Source organism: Streptomyces sp. NPDC028419 (assembly GCF_055565515.1).
On record NZ_JBVHUE010000014.1, the window covers coordinates 76,360 to 103,310 of the forward strand.

A 26,951-nucleotide genomic window follows, 5' to 3' on the forward strand; every position below is an offset into this window, starting at 1 on the left:
CATTCTTCCCCCGACACGCCTTTTTCTAGGGGGGGTGTGGGATCGCCCCCCCCCGAGCCCCGCAGGGACAACGGGCCTGGCGGCCCGCCCCGGGCTCCGCCCGGACCCGCGCCTCAAACGCCGGCGAGGCTGAGGGTGGCGGGGCCCGGGTCTGCCCGGCGAGGCTGAACTCTGGCTCTGCCCGGCGGGGCTATAGGCGGCTCAACGAGGCGGCGGCGGTGAGGACGTCGTGGATGGCTTCGCGGTCGCCGTGTTGGCCGGCCGCCGCGTCGTCCGGCGAGATCCGCCCCGCGGCCAGCTGGCAGAACTCGACGCCGTCCAGCGCGATCTCCGCCACCGTGTGCTCCGCGGAGGTCGCCGCCGCCGGCGAGTCCAGGGCGATGTCCCAGCCGCCCCCGCCCGCCCCCTCGATCTCCAGGTGCAGCGTGCGCCCCGGCGCCCCGGCCGCGACCAGGCGCCGCGGCGGCGCCGCCAACCCCGACCGCCGGCGGTCCGCCAGCGCCCCCGGCAACAGCCGCGCCGCCAGGTCGACCATGCGGTGCAGGTGCGGCCCCGACGGCGGGTCGTACGGGTAGTCCACCGCGTCCGCGATGTCCCACGCGTGCACCCAGCACTCGAAGGCCCGCTCCAGGAACGCGTCCCCGAGCGGCAGCGCGAAGTCCCCGTACCCCACGGTCAGCTCCGCCACCCCGTGCCCGGCGAAGGACACGGTCCGCACCAGCGTGTGGCCCTGCTCCCGCCACGGCTCGCGGACCTGCCGGGTGACCGGGTGCGGCGAGGAGGCCCAGAAGTGCTCGGTGCGCTCCACCGCCCCCGACGGCGCGTCGGGCCCCAGCGGGTCGTCCAGCCCGAGCGCCGCCGCGATCAGCCCGTCGACCGACAGCAGGTGCCCGATCACCCCGGCCACCGTCGTCCGCCGGGACTGCTGGCCCTCGTCCTCGAACCACCTCAGCCGCACCGGCGTGTGCCACTCCGCGTCACCGAAGTCCCGCAGCAGCGCGTCGAGCCGCGCCGTCTCGGTGTCGTACGGACTCGCCCACCCCGGCACCGGGATCCGGGCCGGCCGCTTGCCCAGGCAGTCCTCCAGCACCCGCGACCGCAGCAGCGGCTTGAGGTCGAGGCTCTCCTCGGGCCGCAGCAGCCCGACCGCGTCGCGCAGCCGCAGCGCCTCGTCGGCGCAGGGCGCGCACTCGGTGAGGTGGTCCTCGACGGCCTGGGTCTCCTCCGGCGAGCACGCGGCCAACGCCCACGCGCCGAGCAGGGACTTCAGCACGGTGTGCGTGCGCGGCGGCTCGGGCGCGACCGGCTCCGCAGGTTCGGGCGAGGGCTCGGGAGCGGGCTCGGGCTCGGGTGCGGGCGGGGTCGCCGGAGGCACCGGCGGCACCGGCGGCAGGGGCGCCACCGCCGTGGGCAGCCGTTCCCAGTCGTCGGCGGTGTTCCGCGGGCCGGGTATCCAGACACTGGCACCGGAGCGCTCTCCCCGGCCTTCGTACTCGTCGTCATGTGACTCGGCGCGGCCGTTCATCGGGTGCTTCCGTATCCGGGCGGGGAGAGGTCTTCCTGCGGCAGGTTGTTGGCGGTCGACAGGAGCTGGAGGCCGAGTCTCAGCCGCCGCCGCGCCTCGTCCTCGCTGATCTGGAGGTCGGCGGCGGCCTGCCGGTAGTCGCGCCGCTTGAAGTAGGCCAGTTCCAGCGCGGCCCGCAGCGGGGCGGGCATGGACGTGACGATGTAGTCGGCGCGGGCGGCGGCGTTGGCGCGGCGGACCTTCTGTTCCAGCTCCTCGCGGGAACCGCGGCCCAGCTCGGCCTGGCGGAGCCGGGCCACGGCCTGGCCCTGGGTGATCCGGGCGACCCAGGAGCGCATGGAGCCCTGCTTGGGGTCGTAGGCGTCCGGATTCTCCCAGATGTAGCCGAACACCTCGCGGGTGATGCGGTCGGCCGCCTTCTCGTCGCGCAGGACGCGGTGCGCGAGGCTGTGGACGAGCGAGGCGAAGCGGTCGTACAGCTCTCCGAGCGCGGCGGCCTCGCCGCGCGCGAGCCGCTGTTGCATCCTGCGGTCCCAGCGGGGTGGTGCGTCCTTCGGCATGGTGCCCCCAGCCATGTGTCGACTCCTTGAATGTAGTGCGCACATGGCCTCGTGCGCCTGTTTCGGGGCAAGTCCGCCCTGGAACCACACCCTCCGTGATATGGGAGCCGACGCTGCGTCATGGGCACATCTGTGCGCGCCCCGTCGCGCTTCCCGTGCGCGGGTTCGATGCGGCCACCTGCTTGCCGGCTTCGCTTAACGCGCAGGCCACCGAGGCCTTACGCTTCCGCCTGTCTCGATCTGAACCCCACCGCACACGTGAAGGCGGAAGCCGAATATGGACAGCGCAGAGTACGAGCGCAAGATCGCCGCCCGATTCGCCACTTTCGACCAGGACGGCAACGGCTATATCGACCGCGAGGACTTCAGCGCGGCAGCGAAGGCAGTGCTGGCCGAATTCGGTACCACGGCCCGCTCGGACAAGGGCCAGGCCGTCTTCAACGGCGCCGAGGCCTTCTGGCAGGGCATGGCCGGGATCGCCGACGTGGACGGTGACCAGCGGGTGACCCGCGAGGAGTTCATCACCGGCGCGGCCAAGCGACTGCGGGACAGTCCACGGCGGTTCGCGGAGATCGCCCGCCCCTTCCTGCACGCGGTGATCGCGGTGGCCGCGACCGCGGACGAGGAAGGCGGCGCGGCGGGCACCAGCCCCTCCGCCGCGGCGCGGGTGCTGCGCGTGCTGGGAACCGCCCCGGAACTGGCGGACGGCGTGGCGGCGGCCCTGGACGCGGACGGCGACGGCCGGATCTCCGAGGACGAGATCCTCGCCGCCTTCGCCGGCTACTGCGGCGTGGAAGCCCCGGACGCCTGACCGCCCGGCCGGAGCCGAACCCGGGTGCGCCCGCGGGACGCCGTGGTCCGGCGGAGCCGGCTCGCCGCCTCCCGCCCGCGCAGCCACGCCTCAGTCGGCGGTCGAGGCCGCTCGGAGCAAGGTGTCGGCGGCGGCCGTGCGGGCGTAGAGGACCGAGCGGCCGGCTCGGTGTGCGGTGACCAGGCCGGCGCGTCGCAGTGCGGTCAGGTACTGGGACACCCCGGCCGGGGACAGCCCGGTGCGGTGGGCCAGTTGCGTGGTGGAGGCCGGGGTGTCCAGCTCGGTCAGCAACAGCGCCCGGGAGCGCCCGAGTACGCCGCTCAGCGCTTCCGGGTCGGCGCCGGGCCGCGGCGCCCACAGGGTGCCCGCCCCGCGCGCGGGGTAGGCGAGCTGTGGCGGGTCGGGCGGGACCTGGGTGGTCAGCAGTCGTGGTCCGGTGAAGGCCGAGGGGACCAGCAGCAGGCCCGGGCCGGTCGTGGTGCGGGGCATGGGCCTGCTGCGCCGGACCAGGTGGAGTGCGGTGCCGTCCCACCGCACCGAGGCGTGCAGGTCGTCCAGGACCCGACCGGCGCCGAGCGCGGCGACCTGGCGGGCGCGGTGCAGGACGTCGGTGTCGAGCACCGCGCGGATCCGCGCCCAGTAGGGGGCGAGCGCCAACTCCCAGTACGCCTCGATCTCCTGGGTGACGCGGGCGAGCCGGGCCCGCGGATCGTGGTGCAGGGACCGCAGCCGGGGGCCGGGCGGCCCCTGGTGGTGCGCGAGGTGGTCGAGGTCGCGGCGGACCCGGTCGGGGTCGGTGGCCCGGATCGCGGCCAGCTCGTCGGCCAGCGCCGGGGCGGGGCCGGTGGGGGCGGGGGTGAGGAAGTACGGGAAGAAGCCCGTCGGCGGGACCAGCTCCGCGAGCCGGCCCCGGTCCAGGCCGGCGGCCACCACCCGGGGCCGGACCTGCTCGATCCACGGCCGGTGCACCGGCGAGGCGCCGGCGCGGCCGGTCAGCAGCCGGAAGCTGGTCGCGACCTGCCACATCGGCGAGACGGCGAAGCGCACCTGCGCCAGGTCGCTCGCCGAGAACGCCAGCTCCGCCAGGACGCCCACCCCCAGGATTCACGCATGTCCGAATCTTTGGCGGTCACCCTATCGACTGGCGATCATTGCGGCATGACCTCGTACCCCACCGCGACAGCGGCTTCAGACGTGACCCCGCACGCGAACCCGATCACCGCCCCGAGCCCCGCCCCGATCACCGCGGCGGCGGCCGGCACCTGGATGCTCGGCGACCTGGAGGTCAACCGGATCGGCTTCGGCACGATGCGGCTGCCGCAGACCGGCGAGGCGCTGATCCCCGACGCCGTGCCGCGCGACCGCGATCAGGCGGTCGCGGTGCTGCGCCGGGCGGTCGAGCTGGGCGTGAACCACTTCGACACCGCCGCGTTCTACTTCTCGCGTCTCCTCTCGGCCAACGAGCTGATCAACCGGGCGCTGGCGCCGTACGCAGACGAGGTCGTCGTCACCACCAAGGTCGGCCCGGGCCGCGACGTGAACGGCGAGTGGCAGGAGCACGCCCGCACCCCCGCGCAGCTGCGCGGCCAGGTGGAGGAGAACCTGCGCCAGCTCGGCCGGGACCACCTGGACGTGGTGAACCTGCGCGTCGTGGGCGAGGACTCGGTCGCCGAGCGGTTCGGGGCGCTGGCCGACCTCCGCGCGGCGGGGCTGATCCGGCACCTGGGGCTGTCCAACGTCCGCCCCCACCAGCTCGCCGAGGCCCGCGCCATCGCGCCGGTGGTCTGCGTGCAGAACGCCTACGGGCTGGGAAGCTCCCCCGACCAGGCGGAGTTCCTGCGCGCCTGCGGCGAACAGGGCGTCGCCTTCGTGCCGTTCTACGCGATAGCGGGCGCCGGCCGCACGGCGGGCGCGGCCGGCGGCGGCGAGCGCGGCTACGCAGGAGACGGAGACGGAGACGGGCGCGCCGAGGACGCGCTGCGGAGGGTTGCCCGCGCCCACGGCGTGAGCCAGGCACAGGTCCGGTTGGCCTGGTCCCTGCACCAGGGCCCGCACGTGCTGGCCATCCCCGGCACCGGCGACCCCGACCACCTGGCCCAGAACGTGGCCGCCGGAGCCGTCCGGCTCTCCGCACACGACCTGGCCGCCCTGGACGCCCAGGCCCGCGCCGCCGGCTGAGCGCGACCGGGTCCGGTGCGGCTACGCGTAGCGCTCGCGCAGCTGGTACTTGAGGACCTTGCGCAGGGCGTCGTTGCGCGGCAGGGCCTCCACCAGCTCCAGTTGTTCGGGGAGCTTGTGGGTGGCCAGGCCCTCGGCCCGCAGGTACGAGGTCACCTCGGCCAGCGTCAACGGCCGCGCGGCGGGCGCCTGTTCGACGACGGCGCAGACGCGTTCGCCGCGCTCCGGGTCCGGCAGGCCGATGACGGCCACGTCGCCGATGCCGGGGAGCCGGTGCATGAGGTCCTCGATCTCCTTCGCGGAGATGTTCTCGCCCTTGCGGATGATGACGTCCTTGCTGCGCCCGGTGAGCACCAGATAGCCGTCCTCGGTGAGGTGGCCGAGGTCGCCGGTGATCAGGTAGCCGTCGGCGTCGAAGACCTCGGCCGACTGGTCGCGGTTCAGGTAGCCGCGGCAGACGGCCTCGCCGCGCAGCCGTACCTCGCCGTCGGTGCGGGCGGGCAGGGGGCTGCCGTCGGGGGCGGTGATGCGGATGGACATGCCCTCGGGCGGCCGGCCCTCGGTGGTGGCGAGGTGCTCGGCGCTGTCCAGCGGTGACCCCATGGTGATCATGGGGACCTCGGTCATGCCGTAGCCGTGGGTCAGCTGGCAGCCCAGCTCGCGGACGACCGCGTGGTAGATCTCGGGCGGCTTGGGCGCGCCACCGCCGGCCAGCAGGCGCAGGGTCGGGATCAGCGGAACGCCGGGGGCCTTGCGCTGCTCGGTGAGGAACATCGAGTAGAAGGCGGTGGAGCCGCCCGCGATGGTGACGCCGTGGCGGCGGTACCCGGCCAGCGCGTCCGGCATCGCGAACTTCTCGAAGAGCACCGCGGGGAATCCGTACAGCAGCAGCATCACGGTGTAGTCGGGCCCGGCGATGTGGGCGAAGGGGAAGGCCATCGAGCCCACGTCGGCGGGGCCCAGCCGCAGGGCGTGGGCGAGGCAGGAGCCGCCGGCGATCAGGGAGCGGTCGGTGTGCAGGACGCCCTTGGGGTCGGAGGTGGTGCCGGAGGTCCAGTAGATCCATCGGACGTCGGTTCCGCAGGCGGGTGGCGGGGGCAGCAGGGCCGGGTTCCCGTCGGGGAGGTCGGCGTAGACCTCGAAGATCCCGCGGGCGCCGAGCCGTTCGGCCATCGCGGTGTGGTCGTACCCGCGCCAGACGCCGGGCACGGCGAAGAACTCGGCCTTGGACTCGCGCAGCGCGAAGCCGACCTCGCGGTCCCGGTAGAAGGGGATGACGGGGGACTGGACGGCGCCGATCCGGGCGAGGGCGACGGAGAGCAGCACGGTCTCGATGCGCGTGGGCAGCTGCCAGGCGACGACGGTGCCGGGGCGCACGCCCAGGGCGTACAGGCCCGCGGCGACGCGTTCGGCGCGCTCCCGCAGGGCGCCGAAGGTCAGGGTCCGGTCGTCGGCGGGGTGCTCGGCGGCCTCGATGAGGACGGGGGCGTCCGGGGTGAGGGCGGCGCGGCGTGCGATCAGCTCCCAGAGGGTGGGGGAGCGCTCCAGGTCCCGAGCGGTGTCGGTGGCGGTGTCGGCGGTGCTGTACGTGGCGGTGTCCGTGGCGCTGTCCCTCGCGGTGTCGTCCGTCATTCCCGGCCTCCCCGGCTCGGCGCGCGGCCCATTTCTGATGGGACGTCAGATACAGCGCAGAGCGTAGGGCTCCGGCGCTTGTCGGTCCAGGGGTGACGGAGCTAGCTTGTTTCTGACGATCCATCAGATACGTCGGACACATCGGATGCCAGCGAGGGGAAACCGGATACATGGAACTGCCCCGGATCATCAGCGTCGACGACCACGTGATCGAGCCCCCGCACCTCTTCGACGTCTGGCTCCCGGCCAAGTACCGCGACCGCGGACCCAAGGCGCTCACCGCGGGCATCGGCGAACTCGCCTACACCGGCGGCAAGTACGTGATCACCATGGACCCCGACGGCCCGCCCACCGACTGGTGGATCTACGAGGACCTCAAGTTCCCGTACAAGCGCAACATCGCCGCCGTCGGCTTCGACCGCGACGACATGACCCTCGAAGGGATCACCCGCGCCGAGATGCGCCGCGGCTGCTGGGACCCCAAGGCCCGGCTCGCCGACATGGACCTCAACCACGTCGAGGCCTCCCTGTGCTTCCCGACCTTCCCCCGCTTCTGCGGGCAGACCTTCGCCGAGGCCCACGACAAGGAAGTGGCCCTGGCCTGCGTGCGCGCGTACAACGACTGGATGGTCGAGGAGTGGTGCGGCGACAGCGGCGGCCGCCTGATCCCGCTGTGCATCATCCCGCTGTGGGACATCGACCTCGCGGTCGCCGAGATCCGCCGCAACGCGGCCCGCGGGGTGCGCGCCGTGACCTTCTCGGAGATCCCCACCTACCTCGGGCTGCCGTCCATCCACTCCGGGTACTGGGACCCCTTCTTCGCGGTCTGCCAGGAGACCGGCACGGTGGTCAACATGCACATCGGGTCGAGCTCCCAGATGCCCGCCGCCTCCCCCGACGCGCCGCCCGCCGTCCAGGCCTCGCTCAGCTTCAACAACGCGATGGCCTCGATGATGGACTTCCTCTTCAGTGGGGTCCTGGTGAAGTTCCCGACGCTCAAACTCGCCTACAGCGAAGGTCAGATGGGGTGGATCCCCTACGCCCTGGAGCGGGCCGACGACGTCTGGCAGGAGCACCGCGCCTGGGGCGGCGTCCGCGACCTGATCCCCGAGCCGCCCTCCACCTACTACTACCGGCAGATGTTCTGCTGCTTCTTCCGCGACAAGCACGGCATCGCCTCGCTCGACGTCGTCGGGCGCGACAACGCCACCTTCGAGACCGACTACCCGCACGTCGACTCGACCTTCCCGCACACCAAGGAGGTCGCCCTCGACCACGTCAAGGGACTGGACGAGGAGACCGTCTACAAACTGATGCGCGGGAACGCCATCCGGATGCTCGGCCTCGACCTCGACCGCGACCGGCGCCCGGCGGGACGGTAGCCGCGGTGGACCTCACCTACACCGAGGAGGAGCAGGAGTTCCGGGCCCGGCTGCGCGAGTGGCTGGGCAAGACGCTCCCCGAACTGCCCGCCCGACCGTCCCCCGACGACTGGCCGGGCCGCCGCGCCTACGACCTCGGCTGGCAACGGCGGCTGTACGGGGCCGGTTACGCCGGCCTGCACTGGCCGCTGGACGCGGGTGGCCGCGGCGCCACCCCGACCCAGCACCTGATCTTCCTGGAGGAGACCGAGCGGGCCGGGGCGCCCTACGTCGGGGCCAACTTCGTCGGGCTGCTGCACGCCGGGCCCACGATCGCGGCGGAGGGCACCGCCGAGCAACGGGCCCGCTGGCTGCCGCCTGTGCTGCGCGGGGACGAGGTGTGGTGCCAGGGGTTCAGCGAGCCCGACGCGGGCTCGGACCTGGCCGCCCTGCGCACGAAGGCGGTGCGGGAGGGCGACGAGTACGTGATCACCGGGTCGAAGATCTGGACCTCGCACGCGGAGGTCGCCGACTGGTGCGAACTGCTGGTGCGGACCGACCCCGACGCCCCCAAGCACCGCGGGATCTCCTGGCTGGCGATGCCGATGGACGCCCCGGGCGTGACCGTACGGCCGCTGCGCACGCTGGCCGGGTCGACCGAGTTCGCCGAGATGTTCCTGGACGAGGTACGGGTGCCCGTCGGCAACCGGGTCGGCGCCGAGAACGACGGCTGGCGCGTCACCATGGTCACGCTGTCCTTCGAGCGCGGTACCGCCTTCGTGGGCGAGGTCGTCGCCTGCCGCCGGACGCTGGCCGCGCTGGCCCGTACGGCCCGGGCCAACGGCCGCTGGGACGACCCGGTGCTGCGGCGCAGGCTGGGGCGGCTGCACGGGGAGTTCGGCGCCCTGTGGCGGCTCACCCAGTGGAACGTGAGCGAGTCGACGCGCTCCGGCGGGGTCCCGGGCGTCGGCGGCTCCGTCTTCAAGCTGCGCTACTCGCACGCCCGCCAGGAGCTGTACGACGCGGCCGCCGAGGTGCTGGGCGCGGCGGGCGGGGCGCTGTCGCTGGAGGAGGAGTGGACCCTGGACCGGCTCTCCTCGCTCTCCTACACGATCGCGGCCGGGACCTCGCAGATCCAGCGGAACATCGTCGCCGAGCGGATCCTCGGCCTCCCGAAGGGCCGGTGAGGGACCGTGGACTTCCAGCTGACCGAGGACCAGCGGGACCTGCGCGCGGGCGTGCGGGAGCTGCTGGCGGGGCGGTACGGGCGCGAGGCGCTGCGGGCGTCGGTGGACGCGGCCGAGCGGGGCGGCGCGGGCGTGGTCGACCGGGAGCTGTGGCGGGAGCTGGGCGAGGCCGGGTTCTTCGCGCTGCGGCTGCCGGAGGGCGGCCCGGACGGGGGCGTGGGGCTCGGGCTCGCGGAGGCGGTGCTGGTCTTCGAGGAGGCCGGGCGGGTGCTGCTGCCGGGGCCGCTGGTGGCCACGCACCTGGCGGCGGGTGTGGTGCCGGGCGCGGCGCGGGGGACGGCGGTGGTGACGGCCTTCGACCTGGACGGGCCCTTCGTCGCCTACCTGGGCGAGGCGGACGCGGTGCTGGGGGCGGGGGACGTCCCGGGCGGCCTCGCGGGTGACGTCCCGGGCGCCCCCGCGGGCGACCTCGCGGAGGGCGCGGAGCCGGGGGGTGCCCGGGCGCCGGTGCGGTCCGTGGATCCGCTGACGCCCCTGTACCGGACGCGGGGGCGGGGCTCCGCCGGCGCGCCGTCCGCCGCGCTGCGGGACGAGGGGGCCCTGCTGACGGCCGCCCTCCAGGTGGGCAGCGCGCTGCGGACCTGCGAGCTGGCGGTCCGGTACGCGAAGGAGCGCGAGCAGTTCGGGCAGCCGATCGGGGCCTTCCAGTCGGTCAAGCACCTGTGCGCGCAGATGTTGGTGCGGGGCGAGGTGGCCCGTACGGCGGTCTACGCGGCGGCGGTGACGGCCGACCCGGGGGAGATCGCGGGCGCCAAGCTGCTGGCCGACGAGGCGGCCGTGGGCAATGCGCGCGACTGCCTCCAGGTGCATGGTGGGATGGGGTTCACCTGGGAGGCGGACGTGCACCTGCACCTGAAGCGGGCGTGGGTGCGGGCCGAGCAGTGGCGCACGGCGGCCGAGGCGGAGGAAGTGCTGGCGCGGGAGCTGGGCGCCCTGCCGGGACCGTAGCGCTGTAACGGGTGGGACGGCGCAGGACGCATGTCCGATTACGGAGAGTTGATATCGGTTTGTGTCCTTCGCCCACCTCGCTACGGACCGGAGTCGGTCGCGTGCTCCGGTACGCTCCGACGAATGCGAGCGGTTGAGCGGCGCGGGCGTCGCACAGTATGCAGCACGCCTACTCCTTCGCGCTGGAATATGCCCGAAGCGCTTGTTGTGGTGACTGTATGTCAACCATGCTGCTCGGCAAGGGGATCACGGACCGTGATCCCGTACTGTCGCGAGGCGATGTGTCCGCCGGTTCGGGTGGTGTGAGCGGTGCAGGTGCTTCAGGTTCAGCTTGAGGTCGGGCCGGATCCCGCAGAGGTCGGCCGAGCGCGCAGGTGGGCCCGGTCCCGCCTGGCCGGATGTGGAATGGGGGACGACGAGCCGCTCGCGGACACCCTGCTCCTGCTGATTTCGGAGCTGGTCACCAACGCGGTGGTGCACACCGGTTGCCCGGCCGTGCTGCGGATGCTCTTCGGCGGCCCGGCGGTCCGGGTCGAGGTGGCCGACGCGAGCGACCGTCCGCCCGCCCCCCGGCACGCCGACGGGGACGACACCAACGGGCGCGGCCTGGAGCTGGTGGACGGCCTCGCGGATCGCTGGGGCTGGCAGCGCGAGGGCGCCGGGAAGCAGATCTGGTGCGAGATCGACTGCGCCGGGGAGGGCTCCGCGGGGGTCCCCGGCGGGCCCGCCGAGGAAATTTCCGAAAAATGTGACCAGGTACGGGAACCGCGCGTGTACCTCTAACGAGGTGTTGACGGACCGTCATGAATTGATCACCCTTGAGGCAGCGATTCGTCGCGAGGGGACGCCAAGGGCAGACCTTGACGAGTGCGGGTCGTGGGGTGGCGGCTGCCGTGCGGCGCTCGGGGCGTGCACGAATGTACGCCGCCACCCACAGTCGACGCCCCCGGGCGCCGTCCGCGAGGGTCAGAGGATGGCGACCGGGGCGACCGGCGTGCCCGTCCCGCCGACGAAGGGCTCCGGCATCGCGGAGAGCAGGAAGGAATACCGCCGCTCTTCTCCACAGGCTGTGGACAACTTTTCGAGATTCCAGTTCTGTCCCTGGTGCATGCCCATCTCGACCAGGTCGAGGGCGTGCACCGGCAGCCACAGGTTCTCGATCTCCGGCGGGAAGATCTCGAAGGTCAGGGTGTCGTTGGCGACGGCCGCGACGTCCCGCGCGTGGAACCACTCGGGCGTACGGACGGACAGCCCGGGCGACGGATAGCCGTAGCCGTGCTTGTCGCCCGCCAGGTAGACCTGGACCTGCCCGGTGCGCACCAGCACGATGTCGCCGGGCCGGACCGTGACCCCGCCGAACTCCTCCGCCTCCACCAGGTCCTCCGGGGTCACCGCGTGCCCGCCCGGCAGCCGGTCCAGGCCCTTGGCGCGGGCCACGTCCAGCAGCACCCCGCGCGAGACGATGTGGCCGGCCTTGTCGATGCCGCTGAACTGGGCGCGGGAGTGCGCGGTGATGGTGTCGGCGGGGCGCCCGTTGTAGATCTTCCCCGAGTGCGAGACGTGGGTCAGGGCGTCCCAGTGCGTCGCCGACTGCAGGCCCATGGTCACGGCGTCGTCGCTGCACGCCACCGTGCCCGGGCCGAAGATCTCCTGGTTGATCTGCACCATCGTGTGCAGCGGATTGATCCGGCCCGGGATCATGCCCGCCTGGACGCCGTCCTCCTTCAGGGGGAGGGCGAGCGGGATCCTGCGCCCGGTGCGGATCTCGGCGGCGGCCGCGCGCACCACCTCGTCGGTGATCAGGTTCAGGGTGCCGATCTCGTCGTCGGCGCCCCAGCGTCCCCAGTTGTTGACGCGCTTGGCGATGTCGTGGAACTCGGGGGGCAGGCCCATGGGTCGCTCACTCCTTATGGACTGGGGCTTGTGCTGGCGCATCTGACTGCCCATAGAATCTAACGGTCCGTCAGAAACAGCGGGAAGGGGCCGGGCATGGGGAACTTCTTGGCAGGCAAGGTCGTCGCCGTCACGGGTGCGGGCCGGGGCATCGGGCGGGCGGTCGCGCTCGCGGCCGCCGCCGAGGGCGCCAAGGTCGTCGTCAACGACTACGGCGTCGGCATCGAGGGCGGCGAGCCCACCAGCGAGATAGCCGAGGGCGTGGTGAAGGAGATCCTCGCGGCGGGCGGGGAGGCCGTCGCCGTCGCCGACGACATCTCGACCATGGCGGGCGGCCAGCGCATCGTGGACACCGCGCTCGCGCGCTACGGCCGGATCGACGGCGTCGTCTGCGTCGCGGGCATCCTGCGCGAGCGGATGCTCTTCAACATGTCCGAGGAGGAGTGGGACCCCGTCGTCGCCACCCACCTCAAGGGCACCTTCACCGTCTTCCGCGCCGCATCCGCCGTCATGCGCAAGCAGGGGAGCGGCACGCTCATCGGCTTCACCAGCGGCAACCACCAGGGCTCGGTCGCCCAGGCCAACTACAGCGCCGCCAAGGGCGGGATCATCTCCCTCGTCCGCTCCGCCGCCCTCGGCCTGAGCCGCTACGGCGTCACCGCCAACGCCGTCGCCCCCGTCGCCCGGACCCGGATGTCGGCGAACGTGCCGATGGAACTCAAGGAGATCGGCGAACCGGAGGACGTGGCCGCACTGGTCACCTACCTGCTCAGCGACCGGGCCGTCGCCGTCGCCGGCGAGAAGATCACCGGCCAGGTGTACACGATCGCCGGACCCAAGATCGCGGTCTGGGCGCAGCCGCGCGAACTGCGCGCCGGATACGCCGAGGGGTCCTGGACCCCCGAGAAGATCGCCGACTTCCTCCCGGGGACCGTCGGCACCGACCCCATGCCGATGCTGGCGCAGCTGGAGGCCATGGCCAAGGCGGCGGCCGCCAAGGACCGCCCCAACGCGTAGGAGCTCCCATGGACTTCGGCTTCGGGGCGGCGGACGAGGAGCTGCGCGCCGACGCGCGGCACTGGCTCCGCGGCCACCTCGTGGGACCGTACGCGCGGGCCCGCGGCCTCGGCGGGCCCGGCAGCGAGCACGAGGGCGTGGCCGAGCGCCGCGCCTGGGAGCGCGAGCTCGGCCGGGGCGGCTGGATCGGCCAGGGCTGGGACGTGCCCGACGGCGCCTACGGGCAGCGCCGGCTCTCCCTCACCGGGCAGGTCGTGTGGGCCGAGGAGTACGCGGCGCTGCGCGCGCCCGGCCGGGTCGGCCACATCGGCGAGAACCTCCTCGCGCCGACACTGATCGCCCACGGCTCCCGGGAGCAGCGGGACCGCTTCCTGCCCGGCATCGCCCGCGGCGAGGAGCTGTGGTGCCAGGGCTACAGCGAACCGGGCGCGGGCTCCGACCTCGCCGGGATCCGCACGAGCGCCGTGCGGGACCCGGCGGACGGCCGCCACCGCGTCACCGGCCAGAAGATCTGGACCTCGCTGGCACAGGACGCCGACTGGTGCTTCGTGCTCGCCCGCACCGAAGCCGGCTCGCGGCGCCATCACGGGCTGTCCTTCCTCCTCCTCCCGATGGACCAGCCGGGCCGGATCGAGGTCCGGCCCATCCGGCAGATGTCGGGGACCGCCGAATTCAACGAGGTCTTCTTCGACGGCGCCGAAGCCCACGAGGTGGTCGGCGGCGAGGGCAACGGCTGGGCCGTCGCCATGGGCCTGCTCGCCCTGGAACGCGGGGTCTCCACCCTGGTCCAGCAGATCGGCTTCGCCGCCGAACTGGAGCGGGTGGTCGCCGCGTTCCTGACCTCCGCGCAGGCCGCTGACCCGGTCCTGCGCGACCGGCTGGTCACCCAGTGGGCCGAGCTGCGCACCATGCGGTGGCACGCGCTGCGCACCCTGGGCGCGGCCGCGCCGGACGCGGGCGCGCCCAGCGTGGCCAAGCTGCTGTGGGGCGGCTGGCACCGGCGGCTCGGCGAGCTCGCGGTCGCGGTGCGCGGCGCGGCGGCCACGGCCGGGCCCGCGCCGTGGGGGCGCGGGACTCCGTACGAGCTGGGCCTCGACGAGGCGCAGCGGCTGTTCCTGTTCACCCGCGCCGACACGATCTACGGCGGTTCGGACGAGATCCAGCGGAACATCATCGCCGAGCGCGTGCTCGGCCTGCCTAAGGAGTCCAGGTGAGAGGCGTCGTGTTCGACGGCAAGCAGGCCCAGGTGGTCGACGACCTGGAGGTGCGCGGTCCCGGGCCGGGCGAGGTGCTCGTCGCCATCAAGGCGGCCGGGCTGTGCCACAGCGACCTGTCGGTGATCGACGGGACGATCCCCTTCCCGCCGCCGGTGGTCCTCGGGCACGAGGGCGCCGGCGTCGTGGAGGCGGTCGGCTCCGGGGTCACGCACGTGGGGCCCGGCGACCACGTCTCGCTCTCCACCCTCGCGAACTGCGGCGCGTGCGCCGACTGCGACCGGGGCAGGCCGACGATGTGCCGCAAGGCGATCGGCATGCCGGGGCAGCCCTTCTCGCGCGGCGGCGAGCCGCTCTACCAGTTCGCGTCCAACTCGGCCTTCGCCGAGCGGACGATCGTCAGGGCCGTCCAGGCCGTGAAGATCCCCGCGGACATCCCCTTCACCTCGGCCGCGCTGATCGGCTGCGGGGTCCTGACCGGGGTCGGCGCGGTGCTGAACCGGGCCAAGGTCGACCGCGGCGAGTCGGTGGTCGTCATCGGCACCGGCGGGATCGGGCTGAACGTCCTCCAGGGGGCCCGCATCGCGGGCGCGACGACCATCGTGGCCGTGGACGCCAATCCGGCGAAGGAGGCGGTGGCCCGGCAGTTCGGCGCCACGCACTTCATCGACGCCTCGGCGGTCGCGGACTCCTCGGCGGCGGTCCGCGAGATCCTCCCGACGGGGGCGGACCACGCCTTCGAGTGCGTGGGCAACGTCAAGCTGATCCGCCAGGCGATCGACCTGCTCGACCGCCACGGCCAGGCGATCCTGCTGGGCGTGCCGGGCTTCAAGGAGGAGGCGTCGTTCCAGGTCTCCTCCATGTACCTCGACAAGACGGTCATGGGCTGCCGCTACGGCTCCTCCCGCCCCCAGCGCGACATCGCCCTCTACGCGGAGCTGTACCGCCAGGGCCGCCTGCTGCTGGACGAACTGGTCACCGAGACCTACCCGGTCGAGGACTTCGCCAAGGCGGCGGACGACGCCCACCACGGGCGCGTGGCCCGGGGGGTCCTGACCTTCTGAGGGGCGGGGGTGGGGCCCCCTATGGTCCCGCCCCCGCTTACTGCCGTCCCGGTCGGGGGGTGTTCCAGGGGCGGAGCTTCTCCGGGTTGCGGACGGCCCAGATACGGCTGACACGGCCGTCGTCCGTGAGGCCGAAGGCCGCCACGGTCACCGTCACGCCGGAGTGCTGGGCGACCAGCCCGGGCACGCCGTTGACCGTCCGTTCCAGGAGGGTCAGCCCGGGGGCCCTGTCGGCGATGTGGATCAGGTACGCGGCGATCCGCTCGCTGCCCTCGACCGGGTGCAGCACGGCGCCGACCAGGCCGCCGCCGTCGGCGGCCATCGTGGCGTCGGGGTCGAGGAGGCCGACGAGGGCCTCTATGTCCTTGGCCTCCCAGGCTTCCTTGAAGTGCCGGACCAGGACGGCCTGCCCGGACCGCCCGGCCGCGGGGAGCGGCGGCACCTGCGCGGAGCGCACCCGCCGGCGGGCCGAGGTCGCCAACTGCCGGCAGGCCGCGGACGTACGGCCGACGATGTCGGAGATCTCGCCGAAGGGGTACCGGAAGACGTCGTGCAGGACGAACGCCACGCGCTCGGCCGGGGTCATCGACTCCAGCACGACGAGGAACGCCATGTTCACCGACTCGTCCAGGGTGACCCGGTCGGCGGGGTCGTCCGGCAGGTCCCCGCCGCCCGTCCGACCGCTGAACCACTCCGTACGGTCGGGCAACGGCTCGGGTATCCACTCGCCGACGTAGCGCTCGCGCCGGACCCGCGCCGAGCCGAGCACGTCCAGGCAGATCCGCCCGGCGACCGTCGTCAGCCAGGCGCCCGGGGACTCGACCGCCTCCTGCCGCTGCGGGGACATCGCGTACCAGCGGGCGTAGGTCTCCTGCACGGCGTCCTCGGCCTCGGCCAGCGAACCGAGCAGCTGGTAGGCGAGGTTGGTGAGCCGGCGCCGCTCGCCGACGATGAGGCTCAGGCCGCGGTCGGCGCTGCGGGTGGAGCTGCGGGCGGTGTTGCCGCTGGTCATGGCGCTCACCTCACATTTCGCGGGCCCGTCTCGTCGGACCATCGAGAGAGTACCGATCCACCGCCGTGAGGCAGACGAGGGGACCGCATCATGAGCACGCACGCGACGGCAACACCGGTGGGACCGACCGAAGTTCCCGGCGAGGTGCGCGAGGGTTCGGGCGGGTTCGCGCGGTTCGTACAGGTCTCGATCGCCCTCCAGACCCTGTCGATCTTCTTCCAGGCGTCCACCGCGGGACTGCTGCTGGCCACGTCCTACGGCGAGACGCTGCACGGAGTCGGAGCGCGCGTGATGTACGGCGCCTCGATGCTGTACCTGCTCGCCGCGGTCCTGGCGTGGCGGCCGGGAGGCGGCTCGGCGCGCCCGACCCTGTACGCGTCGGGCTTCCTCGTCCTCGCCTCGGTCCAGGTGGTGCTCGGCATCGCGCACGTGCCGACGTACCACGTGCCGCTGGGCGTCCTCATGTTCGGCCTGAGCGTGCTGGACCTGGGCCGGGTGCTCCTCGTCCGCCCGCGGGCGCGGGTCACTGGCTGAGGCGGCCGAACTTCCCCTTGTGGAAGAGCAGCGGGCCGTCCTCGCCCGCGGCGCCCATCGCCTCGACGCGACCGACGACGATCAGGTGGTCGCCCCCGGTGTGCACGGCGTGGATGCGGCAGTCGATCCACGCCGGTACGGCGTCCAGCTGGGGCGAGCCGGTCACGGGGGCGGGGTGGTGGACCACCCCGGCGAACTTGTCGGCCCCGCTGACCGCGAACGCCCGGCACAGCAGGCCCTGTTCGGCCCCCAGGATGTTGACGCAGAACACTCCGGCGCGCGCGATCCGCGGCCAGGTGGTCGACGTGCGGGCGACCATGAAGGTCACCAGCGGCGGGTCGAGCGACAGCGACGCGAAGGACTGGCAGGCGAACCCCGCCGGGGTCTCCTCGCCCTCCGCGGCGGGCGCGGTGATGATCGTGACACCGCTGGCGAAGTTGCCCATGACGGACCGGAATTCGGCCGGATCGATGGGCGCGCGCTCGTCCTCGCCGACGGCCCGCAGCTCGGGGCGCGGATGCGCGTCGACGCCGGCGGGGGAGGTGGCGGATCCGGGGTGCCCGGCGGACCTGAGGTATCGGACGACGGTGGCCGCCATCCCTGCGTGTCCCATCACGAGGACGATTGAACCTGACGGGGTGTCAGATGGGAAGGGGCGGGGAGGGGTGCGGACGTGCGTGCGGGCGCGGGCATGTAGGGTCCGGTTGAATTGAACGCGTTCAGGTGGTGAGTGGGGGCTCCGGGTGACGGATGGGTCGGCAGGTGCGGAAGAGGGGGCCGCGAGGAACCCCCGTGAGGTCCAGATCCTGCAGGGCGGCGGCGCGATCGCGGCGGCCCAGATCGCCATGTGGGGGCTGTGGCTCCTCGTCACCAGTGGCACCCGGGACGACTACGACGCCGGGGGCGACGTCGTGTGGTTCCCGGCCCCCTGCTTCCTTCCCGTTCTTGCGGTCGTCGGCGGCTTCGTGCACGCCGTCGTCTGCACCTGGCCGGTGGTCGGCCTTGCCCGGCTCGGCGCGACCCGGACGCGGATGCGGGCCGAGTGGTGGATGGGTGCGGGGCTCGTACTGCTGGCTGCGGGCTACGCCTGGCCCCTCGGCCAGATAGCCGGATCGCGCTACGGGGAGGCGTGGGCCGCAGCCGCCGCCTTCGGCACGCTCCCGCTGGCGGGGGTCGCGTACGCCGCACGGCGTGGGATCCCCGGGTCGGCGATGGTGCGGGCGGTGGGCTGGGCCCTGGGCTTCGGTCTGCTGGCCGGCTTCGGCGGCGGTATCGCTGCCGACAAGGCGGGATGGCTGCCGCCGTACGAACCGCCCCGGCTGGAGCGTACGGAGTACGTCGCCCAGTGGACCGGCGACGACGGGGCGCGCCTGACCCTGCGGGCGGACGGCTCCGCCGTCGCGCAGCGGCTGCCGCTGCCCTGGCCGGCGCAGGGGAGCGGTACCTCGTACTGCTCGGGAACGGGATCCTGGCAGTTCCGGGAGGAGGGCTCCGAGGGGCGCCACGAGACCCGCTTCTCGCGCGATGGCATCGCCCTGACCCTCCCTTCGTGCGGGGGCGGCGACCAGGACTGGAAGGTGGCGGGCACGAGCGAGCGCCCCGAGCTGTTCGCCGTGGCCGGCGCGGAGGCGGACGACGTCCGGATCCTGCGGCGCGGGTGAGCGCTCAGGAGGTCACCACGCAGAACTCGTTCCCTTCGGGGTCGCGCATGGTCTGGAAGGACCCCTGGTCGTCGGTGACGGTCCCACCCGTCCGGACCGCCCCCAGCGCGACCGCCGAGGCGATGGCGGCCTCGATGCCGTCCGCGTCATCCGCGCGGATGTCGAGGTGCAGGCGGTTCTTCCCGGCCTTCTCCTCGGGCACGGGCTGAAAGGCCACCCGCAGACCCCCGGGCAGGTCGACGTGCGACCACCCACGAGCCCGATCGACCGGCTCCCCACCGAGCAACGCGGCCCAGAACCGCACCAACGACCGCGGGTCGAGGCTGTCCACGACCAGCTGATGCAGGTGGGGGCGGGGGCGGGGGGTCCGGGGTGTGGGGGTGTCGGCCATGGGGCGAGGGTAGGCGGTGGGGAGGCACGCGGCTTCGCCGCGGTTGCCTGTGGCTTCGAGCGGGGCGGGGTCGGGGAGGTCCCGGGGGCTGCCCGCCAGTTCCACTGTCTCTCCGTGTCGGGGCGACCTGTCAAGGGCGCTCCTTCGTCGCGTCGCTACGCGATGTCGCTGCGCTCCACCCTTGACAGGCCACCCCGTCACGGAAAGCCAAGAACTGTCGGGAAGCCCCCGGAGGAAGGGCAGGGGGGACCTTTCCCATGCGGCTGGATTCCGGGCAGTGAGGCCGGGGCCTTGAGCGCGGCCCTACCGCGCCCTCCGGGCGACAAGACAACGACCACAAGCGACAAGCCACAAGCCACAAGAGCGCATTCAGATCGCTACGTGGTCTCGGCCGGCTCGGCGGCCCCGGACCGGCCGTGGCTGGTCTGCTCGTAGGCCGCCCACGATCGCTACGGAGGTGCTGTGGGAGAGCGTCTGCGGCTCGGAACTCGGTGAAACCGAGCAATGGACGGGTCGGAGTCCCTTTCGCCCGCACACGTGGGGCGCGAATCCCCCAAAATGGGGCATCGAGAGCCTCTCGAGGCCCTCTCTTTCTTCGCCCAGGGTGCTATCAGGTGCTACCAGGTGTTTTCAGGTCCTATCAGGTGGGCCTGCTATGCATTCTCGGCGGTACCGAACGGAACGGACCGCTATTCGTCGGACAACTCCTCGGCGAGGATCTCTATGTTCTCGCTCGGTCCGATGATGGTCAGCCACTGCAATGGGCAGCGGTTGAGGTGATGTTGGAGGAGATGGTGGGCTTGGGCCGGCCATGGTCCGTACTGGGGTAGTTCTTGCACGAGGATCTCGTCCACGAAGCTGCCGTCCGGGTCGCCCAGGTCCGCTCGCGCGTGCACGATGCCCATAAGGCGCAAGGTCGCGGTGGCGCTGTCCGAACTCAGCTCGATGACGGGCTCGCTGGGCCGTAGATCGGTCCGAAGGACGATCGACGTCATCCAGTAGAAATGGCCCCGCAGTTGTTCAAGGCTCACGCCTGCACACTAATCCCGAGAACGCCGAGCCCCACCAGCCCGCAACAACTCGCAGACGCCTTTCTCGGAGGAGCGCGTAGCGATCTGACCGCGCGATCTGACCACGCGCTTGTGGCTTGTCTGGCCTGTGGTCGTTGTCTTGTCGCCCGGAGGGCGCGGTAGGGCCGCGCTCAAGGCCCCGGCCTCACTGCCCGGAATCCAGCCGCATGGGAAAGGTCCCCCCTGCCCTTCCTCCGGGGGCTTCCCGACAGTTCTTGGCTTTCCGTGACGGGGTGGCCTGTCAAGGGTGGCCGCAGGCCATCGCGTAGCGACGCGACCGCAGGGAGCGCCCTTGACAGGTCGCCCCGGCACGGAGAGACAGTGGAACTGGCGGGCAGCCCCCGGATCCTCCCCGACCCCGCCCCGCCGAAGCCACAGGCAACCGCGGCGAAGCCGCGCCCACCCCCCCACCTCAAGACCTACCCCCCACGTACGGGTTGGGCTGACTCGGGCCTGCTACTCATGGGTGATTGACGCTACCCCGGCCCTCAGGGCGATGATCGTTGGTGTCGGAGCAGGCATCAGAGCCGGCGTTGGAGCAGGTGGGGGAGGGGCTGGGCGGCATGTGGGGCAAGTGGATCGAATGTGGGGTGCCGGCGGGCGCGCGGGAGTTGTTTTCCGCGGGGCAGGGCGCTTGGGCGGTGATCGGTGACCAGCCGGGGTTGGTCGGGCAGGTGGGTGGTTGGGACGCGGCCAGGGGTCGTGCCCATGTTCTGGGGCTGTGGCGGGACGAAGAGGCGTACGGACGGTTCATGGAGGACCGTCACGACGAGGTGTTCGCGGGGAGCGGGCAGGAGGGCGGCTACACCGCCATCGAGACGGCCGCCGGTGCGACCGTCCTGGAGATGGCGGGGGATGCGGCGGATCTGGCGCAGGCGCTCGACGGTGCGACGCTGCTGAGGGTCGCCGACTGCCTCGTGATCCCCGGCCGTGAGGAGCGCTTCATGGCGGTGCAGCGGGAGGTGTGGGCGCCCGGGATGGCGGCGGCCGGCGGCATGCTCGCGGGAGTCGTCACGCGGCTCGGCTTGCAGCGCTACCTGGTCACGACCCTGTGGTCCGGCCCGGAGGCGCACGAGCGGTACGCCACCGCGCACCTGCCGGCCTTGCTCGCTCGTGCGGGTCTGCGTGAGGATCTCCGCTCGACGACCGGTCACCTCATACCCCTGGAGCCCCGTTGGCGGGTCCTGCCGGTGGCCGTGCCCGCATGGGGCGGGGTACCTCCGGGCGAGTGAATGCGGGTGGGTGGGGCAGGGGTAGGCGGCGTGGCGGGGGTGCTCGGGCGTGTAGTCGTACGTACGCGTAGCCCTCGTGGGCGAGCCCTCACCCGTACGTCACCGCACCTCACCGCACCCGCATCGCAGGAGGAACCCATGCTCGGTACCGACTACCGCACCGGATCGCCCAACTGGATCGACCTCGGCAGCCCGGACATCCCGCGGGCGGCGGCCTTCTACCGGGCGGTGTTCGGCTGGGAGTTCCACCTGCTCGGGCCCGAGACGGGCGGGTACGGCTTCTTCCAGGTGGACGGGAAGACCGTGGCGGCCGTCGGGTCGCTGGATCCGGGTGCGACCTCCGCGTGGACCGCGTACTTCAAGACGGAGGACACGGACGCGACCACCCAGGCCGTGCGGGACGGCGGCGGCACGGTGCGCGTCGAGCCGATGGACGTCATGGGTGAGGGATGGCTCGCTCAGTACACCGATCAGCAGGGCGCGGACTTCGCCGTCTGGAAGCCGGGCAAGACGGCGGGGCTGGGCCTGACGTCGGTCGACAACACCGTGTGTTGGGTGGAGTTGCATGTGGCCGATCCGGTCGCGGCCGTCACGTTCTACCGCGACCTCTTCGGCTGGCGTTCGCAGGAGATGAACGTGCCCGGGATGACCTATCGGGTGGTGAGCATCGCCGACGGGGACCAGCAGGACGGGTCCTTCGGCGGGGTGGCGCCGCTGATGGAGGGGGAGACGAACGCGCGCTGGGTGCCGTACTTCGCCGTGGCCGATGTGGACGCGGTGGTGGACACCGCGCGCACCAGTGGGGGTTCCGTGCTGATGCCCGGTGCCGACGTGCCGGACGTCGGGCGGATCGCCTGGCTGGCGGACCCGAGCGGGGCGGTCTTCGCGCTGCTCAAGCCCAACCCGCGGCAGGGCTGACCTCCGGTCCCGCCCCGGCTGTCGGGGCCGGGGCGGGGTGGTGGGTCGGCGGTGGTGTCAGACGCCCCGGTACTTCGGGGTGCGGCGTTCTACGAAGCTGGCCACGCCTTCGTTGGCGTCCGCCGTGGTCATGTTGAGTTCCTGGGCGGTGGCTTCGGCGGCCAGTGCGGTGGCGCGGTCGCCGTCCAGGGAGGCGTTGACCAGTTGTTTGGTCAGGGCCAGGGCGCGGGTGGGGCCCTGGGCCAGGCGCTCCGCCCACTCCCGGGCGGTGCTCGTCAGGTCGTCGGCGGGGACGACGCGGTTGACCAGGCCGAGGCGTTCCGCGTCGGCGGCGGGGAGGGCATCGCCGAAGAACATCAGCTCCTTGGCCTTCTGCGGGCCGATGAGTCGGGGGAGCAGGTAGGCGCCGCCGCCGTCGGGGACCAGGCCGCGGCGGACGAAGACCTCGATGAAGCGGGCCGAGTCGGCGGCGAGCACGAGGTCGCAGGCGAAGGCGAGGTGGGCGCCGATGCCGGCGGCGGTGCCGTTGACCGCGGCGATGACGGGCTTCTCGCAGTCCATGACGGAGGTGATGAACCGCTGGGCACCGTTTCGGATCATGCGGGCCACGTCGCCCGCGACCCGTTCGCCGGTCGGGGCGGGGGAGCCGCGCAGGTCGGCGCCGGCGCAGAAGCCCTTGCCGGTGGCGGTGATGACGACGGCGCGGACGGCCGGGTCGGCGGAGGCGTCGGCGAGCAGGGTCATGATGTGCTCGCGTTGGTCCCAGGTGAGGGCGTTCATGGCGTCGGGGCGGTTCAGCGTGATCCAGGAGACGCCGTTCTCGGTGTGGTGCAGGACCTCGTGCATGGGGTTCGTCGCTCCAAGGCGTCGGCGGGAGGCGCTCAGCGGCAGATGGCGAGGGCGTCGAGGGCCACGGCGCCCTGGCCGCGGGGGAGGACCATGAGGGGGTTGATGTCGAGTTCGGCGAGTTCGCCGCCGAGTTCCAGGGCCATCCGTTGGACCCGCAGGATGACCTCCACCAGTGCCTCGACGTCGGCGGGCGGGGCCCCGCGTACTCCCTCCAGGAGGGCGTGGCCGCGGAGTTCGCCCAGCATGGCGCGGGCCTGGTCCTCGCCGAAGGGCGGGACGCGGACGGTGGTGTCGTTGAGGATCTCGACGAGCACCCCGCCCAGGCCGACGGTGACGGTGGGGCCGAAGAGGTCGTCCTGGGTGACGCCGACGACCATCTCGACGCCCTTCTCCACCATCTGGCAGACGAGGACGCCGTCGAGGGGGATGTTCTCGAAGCGGGCGATGTCGGTCAGTTCGCGGTAGGCGTCGCGTATCTGGCTGGCGGAGGTGAGGCCGACCTTGACCAGGCCGAGTTCGGTCTTGTGGGCGAGCTGCGGGCCCGAGGCCTTCATCACCACCGGGTAGCCGACGAGCCCGGCCGCGCGGACGGCGGCCGCGGCGCTGGTGACCAGCTGTTCGCGCGGGACCCGGATGCCGTAGGCGCGCAGCAGCTGCTTCGCGGCGTGCTCGCTCAGCTGCTGGCCGGGCCGCATGAGGGCCTGGGCCTTGCGGTGGGAGGGGGAGGGGGTGCGGGGGGCGTCGTCGAAGGGGGAGCGGTAGGCGCCGGTGAAGCGGTGGTGGCCGAGGTAGGCCCGTACGGCGGTGATGCAGTTGCCGAAGGTGCGGAAGGTGGCCACGCGGGACGAGCCGAGGAGGGTGGTGCGGTAGGCGTCCTCGGTACCGACGGGGGAGCCCCAGATGACGCAGATGAGCTTGTCGCTCTCCTCGGCGGCGTCGACCAGGTCCTGCGCGAGCTTGTCGCTCATCGGGGGGAACGGCCCGGTGATGGGGCAGATGAGGACGCCCACGGCCGGGTCGGCGAGGATCGCGTCGATGATCTTCCGCCCTCGCCAGTCGCCGACGGGGTGGCCGCCGTTGTCGACGGGGTTGGCGACGTTCAGGTACTCCGGGATCCACTGGTGGAGTTCGTCCTGCTTGGCCTGGCCGAGGGTGGGCAGGCTCAGCCCCGCCTCGGTGGCGAGGTCGGAGAAGTGGGCGCCCGTACCGCCGGAGATGGAGTAGACGACGACGCCGTCGGCCAGCGGCTTGCGCGCGCGGGCCAACAGGGCGGCGGTGTCCTGGAGTTCGTCGAGCCCGTCGACCCGGATCACGCCGAACTGGCGCATGGCCGCGTCCACGACCCGGTCCGCTCCGGTGAGTTTTCCGGTGTGCGAGGCGGCCATGCGCGCGCCGGTCTCGGTGCGGCCCACCTTGACGGCGACGACGGGTACGCCGGCCCGGGCGGCCCGGTCGGCGGCGAGCAGGAAGGACCGGCCGTCCTTGAGCCCCTCGACGTAACAGGCGATCGCCCCGACCTCGGGCTGCTCGGCGAAGTAGGAGATGAAGTCGGAGGTCTCCAGGTCGGCCTCGTTGCCCGTCGGCGCCCAGTGGGAGAGGCGGATGCCCAGCTCCTGGAGGGTGTAGACGGGGCGGCCCTGGTGGCCGGACTGGGTGATCAGCGCGATCGCCGGGCCGTCGAGGTCGTCGCGGAACTCCTCGAAGGCGTTGAGGTTGGTGTTCGGGCCGAGCAGGCGCAGTCCGGAGCGCTGTACGGCGGCGGAGAGCCGGGCCTGGGCGGCCGCGCCCGCGTCGCCGGTCTCGGCGAAGCCGGAGGCGAAGGCGACCGCGAACTTGACCTTGGATTCGGCGAGTTCCTCGATGACGGGGAGCGGGTCGGCGACCAGCAGCACCGCCAGGTCCACCTGTTCGGGTAGGTCGGCGACGGAGGCGTGGCAGTCCAGGCCGAAGACCGTGGTGCGGGTGGGGTGTACGGGGTGCAGGCGGGCGCCGACGCGGTTGGCCCAGGCGATGAGCTGGCGGGTGATGCCGGTGTTGGGGCGCCCCTCGGCGTCGGAGGCGCCGATGACGGCGACGGACTCGGGGCGGAAGAACCGGTCCAGGTCCGGCACGTCCGCGTGCAGCGGTCGGCCGCTGACGTCGACGGCGGTGGCGGCCGGGTCCGCGCCTTCCGCGGCGGGGGCCGTCGTGGAGTGGACGGCGGCCCGCGGGGTCTCGCCGCATGCCTCGACCCTGGCGCGGAAGTGAGTGGTGAGGGTGCCGTGAGTAGATCCAAGCATCGTTCCGCCCGCTTCCCGCTCGATGACTGCCTCGTTGACTGCCTCGGTGAGGGCCTGGGGGCCCTGCCCGCCCGACGGCCTTGACCGCCTTGCCGGCCGTCGCGGTGGCCGCTGGGTGCGCGGCGACCGTCACGTAACTGACGCATGGTCAGGTTACTGAACTGACGGGCCGTCAGGAACAGGGCTGCGCAGGAAAGCTGGTGCGTGGGTTTGGTGAAGGTGGCGGGGAGTGCGGCGGGAGGCGGCTCAGGCGAGGTGGCGCGGGAGGGCTTTGGCCATCTTTTCGGCGTCCAGGGCCAGCTCCCGCAGCATTCCACTGATCGGGTTGGTGAAACCGGTGAAATACAGCCCCGGGGCCGAAACGGGGCTGCGCCCGGCCCGCGCGAGCGGGCGGCCGCGCCCGTCGAGCACGTCGAGGTGCCCGACCAGCCCCTCCAGGGCGCGGCGGTAGCCGGTCGCCGCGATCACCACGTCCGGAGCGATCCGGGAGCCGTCCGCCAGGACCACCTCGGCGCCGTCGAAGGACTCGACGGCGGCGACCGGTACGACGGTGCGCGCGCGGACCGCGTCGATCAGGCCGACGTCCTGGACGGGGATCGCGCCCTCGCGGACCCGGCTGTAGAGGCCGGTGGTCGGGCGCGGGAGCCCGTACGCCGACAGGTCCGGCACGGACGCCTTCGCGACGAGGGCGCCGAGCCGGTCGACGAGCCGGACGGGCAGCCGGCGGACCAGGATGCCGGTGCGCTGGGCGGGCCAGCCGGCGGTGGAGCGGCGCACGATGTGCGGGGCGGTGCGCACGGCGAGGCGGACGCTCGCGGCCCGCCGGTCGCCGGTATCGCCGGCGTCGGCGGCCCCGCGCCCGCGCCTCTTCCGGCGCCGGTCGACGCCGCCCTCGGTGAGGTCCACGGCGATCTCGGCGCCCGTGTTGCCGACCCCGACGACGAGGACGTCGAGGCCCGCGAAGGGGGCGGCGTCGCGGTACTCGCTCGCGTGCAGCAGCCGCCCGGTGTACGTGCCCGCGCCCGGCCAGTCGGGCAGTGCGGGGGTGTGGTTGAAGCCGGTGGCGACGACCACGGCGGCGGCGGCCAACTCCCGGCCGCCGGTGGCGTGCAGGGTCCAACCGCCGGCCTCCGACGCTCCGGCTCCGGCTGCGGCTCCGGGGTCGGGGGCGCGGTCGATGCGGGTGACCTCGACGCCGGTGATGATCTCCAGCTCGTGGTGCTCGGCGTACTTCTCCAGGTAGCGCACCACGTCGTCGCGCGAGACCCAGCGCCCGAAGCGGCGCGGTATGCGCAGCCCCGGGAGGCCGGAGAGGCGGCGCGTGGTGTGCAGGTGGAGCCGGTCGTAGTGGCCTCGCCAGGAGGTGGCGACCCGGTCCGACTTCTCGATCACCACGGCCCGGACGCCCCGGGCGCGCAGCGCGGCGGCGACGGCGAGGCCGCCCGGCCCGGCGCCGATCACGTACACGGGGCGGGGCTGGGTCGTCATGTCGGGCTGTGCGGGCGCTCCAGGCATGAGGTGTGAGCGTATCGCCGGGAGGGGCCGGTGGGTCTCG

Annotated in this window: 25 protein-coding genes; 13 read left to right on the plus strand and 12 right to left on the minus strand. The window is 72.9% G+C overall.

Annotated features, from left to right (window positions below; all coding sequences use genetic code 11):
• Positions 1–190: 190 nt before the first annotated feature.
• Positions 191–1,525: a maleylpyruvate isomerase N-terminal domain-containing protein gene (locus ACZ4UB_RS18095; protein WP_468071227.1), complete on the minus strand. Its 1,335-nt coding sequence runs from the start codon at positions 1,523–1,525 to the stop codon at positions 191–193.
• The gene (locus ACZ4UB_RS18100; RefSeq protein ID WP_385774981.1) at positions 1,522–2,085 is read right to left on the minus strand and encodes a sigma-70 family RNA polymerase sigma factor; all 564 of its coding nucleotides are present in this window, start codon (positions 2,083–2,085) and stop codon (positions 1,522–1,524) included. Before ACZ4UB_RS18100 ends, ACZ4UB_RS18095 begins: the two co-directional genes overlap by 4 nt.
• Before the next feature lie 277 nt (positions 2,086–2,362).
• Here ACZ4UB_RS18100 and ACZ4UB_RS18105 point away from each other — a divergent pair, with 277 nt between their 5' ends.
• The gene (locus tag ACZ4UB_RS18105) at positions 2,363–2,896 is read left to right on the plus strand and encodes an EF-hand domain-containing protein (protein WP_468071229.1); all 534 of its coding nucleotides are present in this window, start codon (positions 2,363–2,365) and stop codon (positions 2,894–2,896) included.
• 90 nt (positions 2,897–2,986) lie between these two features.
• On the opposite strand, the gene ACZ4UB_RS18110 is transcribed toward ACZ4UB_RS18105, so the two are convergent.
• A complete protein-coding gene (locus tag ACZ4UB_RS18110) occupies positions 2,987–3,991 on the minus strand; it encodes an ArsR/SmtB family transcription factor (RefSeq protein ID WP_468071231.1) in 1,005 nt (334 codons plus the stop codon).
• A 171-nt stretch (positions 3,992–4,162) separates the two neighbouring features.
• Here ACZ4UB_RS18110 and ACZ4UB_RS18115 point away from each other — a divergent pair, with 171 nt between their 5' ends.
• A complete protein-coding gene (locus tag ACZ4UB_RS18115) occupies positions 4,163–5,074 on the plus strand; it encodes an aldo/keto reductase (RefSeq protein WP_468071407.1) in 912 nt (303 codons plus the stop codon).
• A gap of 21 nt (positions 5,075–5,095) precedes the next feature.
• On the opposite strand, the gene ACZ4UB_RS18120 is transcribed toward ACZ4UB_RS18115, so the two are convergent.
• Positions 5,096–6,706, minus strand: coding sequence for a class I adenylate-forming enzyme family protein (locus ACZ4UB_RS18120; protein WP_468071233.1), 1,611 nt, complete (start codon positions 6,704–6,706; stop codon positions 5,096–5,098).
• Between the two features lie 170 nt (positions 6,707–6,876).
• Between ACZ4UB_RS18120 and ACZ4UB_RS18125 the strand changes: the two genes are divergently transcribed.
• The 4 genes from ACZ4UB_RS18125 (at position 6,877) to ACZ4UB_RS18140 (ending at position 11,045) form a co-directional block, all read left to right on the plus strand.
• A complete protein-coding gene (locus ACZ4UB_RS18125; RefSeq protein WP_404013742.1) occupies positions 6,877–8,088 on the plus strand; it encodes an amidohydrolase family protein in 1,212 nt (403 codons plus the stop codon).
• Positions 8,089–8,093: 5 nt separating this feature from the next.
• The gene (locus tag ACZ4UB_RS18130; protein ID WP_468071236.1) at positions 8,094–9,254 is read left to right on the plus strand and encodes an acyl-CoA dehydrogenase family protein; all 1,161 of its coding nucleotides are present in this window, start codon (positions 8,094–8,096) and stop codon (positions 9,252–9,254) included.
• A gap of 6 nt (positions 9,255–9,260) precedes the next feature.
• On the plus strand, positions 9,261–10,262 hold the full coding sequence (locus ACZ4UB_RS18135; RefSeq protein WP_468071238.1) for an acyl-CoA dehydrogenase family protein: 1,002 nt from the start codon (positions 9,261–9,263) through the stop codon (positions 10,260–10,262).
• A 309-nt stretch (positions 10,263–10,571) separates the two neighbouring features.
• Complete coding sequence (locus ACZ4UB_RS18140; protein ID WP_354381759.1) at positions 10,572–11,045, plus strand: ATP-binding protein; 474 nt, start codon at positions 10,572–10,574, stop codon at positions 11,043–11,045.
• A gap of 183 nt (positions 11,046–11,228) precedes the next feature.
• On the opposite strand, the gene ACZ4UB_RS18145 is transcribed toward ACZ4UB_RS18140, so the two are convergent.
• Positions 11,229–12,155, minus strand: a complete 927-nt coding sequence (locus ACZ4UB_RS18145; RefSeq protein WP_385774909.1) for a cyclase family protein — start codon at positions 12,153–12,155, stop codon at positions 11,229–11,231.
• A 96-nt stretch (positions 12,156–12,251) separates the two neighbouring features.
• Between ACZ4UB_RS18145 and ACZ4UB_RS18150 the strand changes: the two genes are divergently transcribed.
• The 3 genes from ACZ4UB_RS18150 to ACZ4UB_RS18160 are packed head-to-tail and all read left to right on the plus strand — an operon-like array spanning position 12,252 to position 15,450.
• Positions 12,252–13,172 carry an SDR family NAD(P)-dependent oxidoreductase gene (locus ACZ4UB_RS18150; RefSeq protein WP_468071240.1) on the plus strand — a complete coding sequence of 307 codons (921 nt, stop codon included), beginning with the start codon at positions 12,252–12,254 and terminating at the stop codon, positions 13,170–13,172.
• Positions 13,173–13,180: 8 nt separating this feature from the next.
• Positions 13,181–14,386, plus strand: coding sequence for an acyl-CoA dehydrogenase family protein (locus tag ACZ4UB_RS18155; protein ID WP_468071242.1), 1,206 nt, complete (start codon positions 13,181–13,183; stop codon positions 14,384–14,386).
• Positions 14,383–15,450 carry a Zn-dependent alcohol dehydrogenase gene (locus ACZ4UB_RS18160; RefSeq protein ID WP_468071244.1) on the plus strand — a complete coding sequence of 356 codons (1,068 nt, stop codon included), beginning with the start codon at positions 14,383–14,385 and terminating at the stop codon, positions 15,448–15,450. The genes ACZ4UB_RS18155 and ACZ4UB_RS18160 overlap by 4 nt, the downstream gene beginning before the upstream one ends.
• A 37-nt stretch (positions 15,451–15,487) precedes the next feature.
• On the opposite strand, the gene sigJ is transcribed toward ACZ4UB_RS18160, so the two are convergent.
• Positions 15,488–16,462 (minus strand): RNA polymerase sigma factor SigJ, encoded by a 975-nt coding sequence (sigJ, locus tag ACZ4UB_RS18165; RefSeq protein ID WP_468071246.1) that lies wholly within the window; start codon positions 16,460–16,462, stop codon positions 15,488–15,490.
• A gap of 90 nt (positions 16,463–16,552) precedes the next feature.
• Between sigJ and ACZ4UB_RS18170 the strand changes: the two genes are divergently transcribed.
• On the plus strand, positions 16,553–16,996 hold the full coding sequence (locus ACZ4UB_RS18170) for a hypothetical protein (RefSeq protein ID WP_468071248.1): 444 nt from the start codon (positions 16,553–16,555) through the stop codon (positions 16,994–16,996).
• Here the strand turns inward: ACZ4UB_RS18170 and ACZ4UB_RS18175 are convergent.
• A complete protein-coding gene (locus ACZ4UB_RS18175) occupies positions 16,986–17,609 on the minus strand; it encodes a flavin reductase family protein (RefSeq protein WP_468071250.1) in 624 nt (207 codons plus the stop codon). The genes ACZ4UB_RS18170 and ACZ4UB_RS18175 overlap by 11 nt on opposite strands.
• A 130-nt stretch (positions 17,610–17,739) precedes the next feature.
• Here ACZ4UB_RS18175 and ACZ4UB_RS18180 point away from each other — a divergent pair, with 130 nt between their 5' ends.
• The gene (locus ACZ4UB_RS18180) at positions 17,740–18,657 is read left to right on the plus strand and encodes a hypothetical protein (protein WP_468071252.1); all 918 of its coding nucleotides are present in this window, start codon (positions 17,740–17,742) and stop codon (positions 18,655–18,657) included.
• 4 nt (positions 18,658–18,661) lie between these two features.
• Here the strand turns inward: ACZ4UB_RS18180 and ACZ4UB_RS18185 are convergent, their stop codons facing one another.
• Together ACZ4UB_RS18185 and ACZ4UB_RS18190 are read right to left on the minus strand one after the other, a co-directional pair.
• Positions 18,662–19,048 (minus strand): VOC family protein, encoded by a 387-nt coding sequence (locus tag ACZ4UB_RS18185; protein WP_468071254.1) that lies wholly within the window; start codon positions 19,046–19,048, stop codon positions 18,662–18,664.
• A 689-nt stretch (positions 19,049–19,737) separates the two neighbouring features.
• Positions 19,738–20,079, minus strand: a complete 342-nt coding sequence (locus tag ACZ4UB_RS18190) for a hypothetical protein (RefSeq protein ID WP_468071256.1) — start codon at positions 20,077–20,079, stop codon at positions 19,738–19,740.
• 602 nt (positions 20,080–20,681) lie between these two features.
• Between ACZ4UB_RS18190 and ACZ4UB_RS18195 the strand changes: the two genes are divergently transcribed.
• Positions 20,682–21,350 carry a DUF4937 domain-containing protein gene (locus ACZ4UB_RS18195; RefSeq protein ID WP_468071409.1) on the plus strand — a complete coding sequence of 223 codons (669 nt, stop codon included), beginning with the start codon at positions 20,682–20,684 and terminating at the stop codon, positions 21,348–21,350.
• Between the two features lie 138 nt (positions 21,351–21,488).
• Positions 21,489–22,268 carry a VOC family protein gene (locus tag ACZ4UB_RS18200; protein ID WP_468071258.1) on the plus strand — a complete coding sequence of 260 codons (780 nt, stop codon included), beginning with the start codon at positions 21,489–21,491 and terminating at the stop codon, positions 22,266–22,268.
• 57 nt (positions 22,269–22,325) lie between these two features.
• On the opposite strand, the gene ACZ4UB_RS18205 is transcribed toward ACZ4UB_RS18200, so the two are convergent.
• The 3 genes from ACZ4UB_RS18205 to ACZ4UB_RS18215 form a co-directional block, all read right to left on the minus strand.
• Positions 22,326–23,114, minus strand: a complete 789-nt coding sequence (locus ACZ4UB_RS18205; protein WP_468071260.1) for an enoyl-CoA hydratase/isomerase family protein — start codon at positions 23,112–23,114, stop codon at positions 22,326–22,328.
• A gap of 35 nt (positions 23,115–23,149) precedes the next feature.
• On the minus strand, positions 23,150–25,396 hold the full coding sequence (locus ACZ4UB_RS18210; RefSeq protein ID WP_468071262.1) for an acetate--CoA ligase family protein: 2,247 nt from the start codon (positions 25,394–25,396) through the stop codon (positions 23,150–23,152).
• 246 nt (positions 25,397–25,642) lie between these two features.
• Positions 25,643–26,911 carry a flavin-containing monooxygenase gene (locus tag ACZ4UB_RS18215; RefSeq protein WP_468071264.1) on the minus strand — a complete coding sequence of 423 codons (1,269 nt, stop codon included), beginning with the start codon at positions 26,909–26,911 and terminating at the stop codon, positions 25,643–25,645.
• Positions 26,912–26,951: the final 40 nt, after the last annotated feature.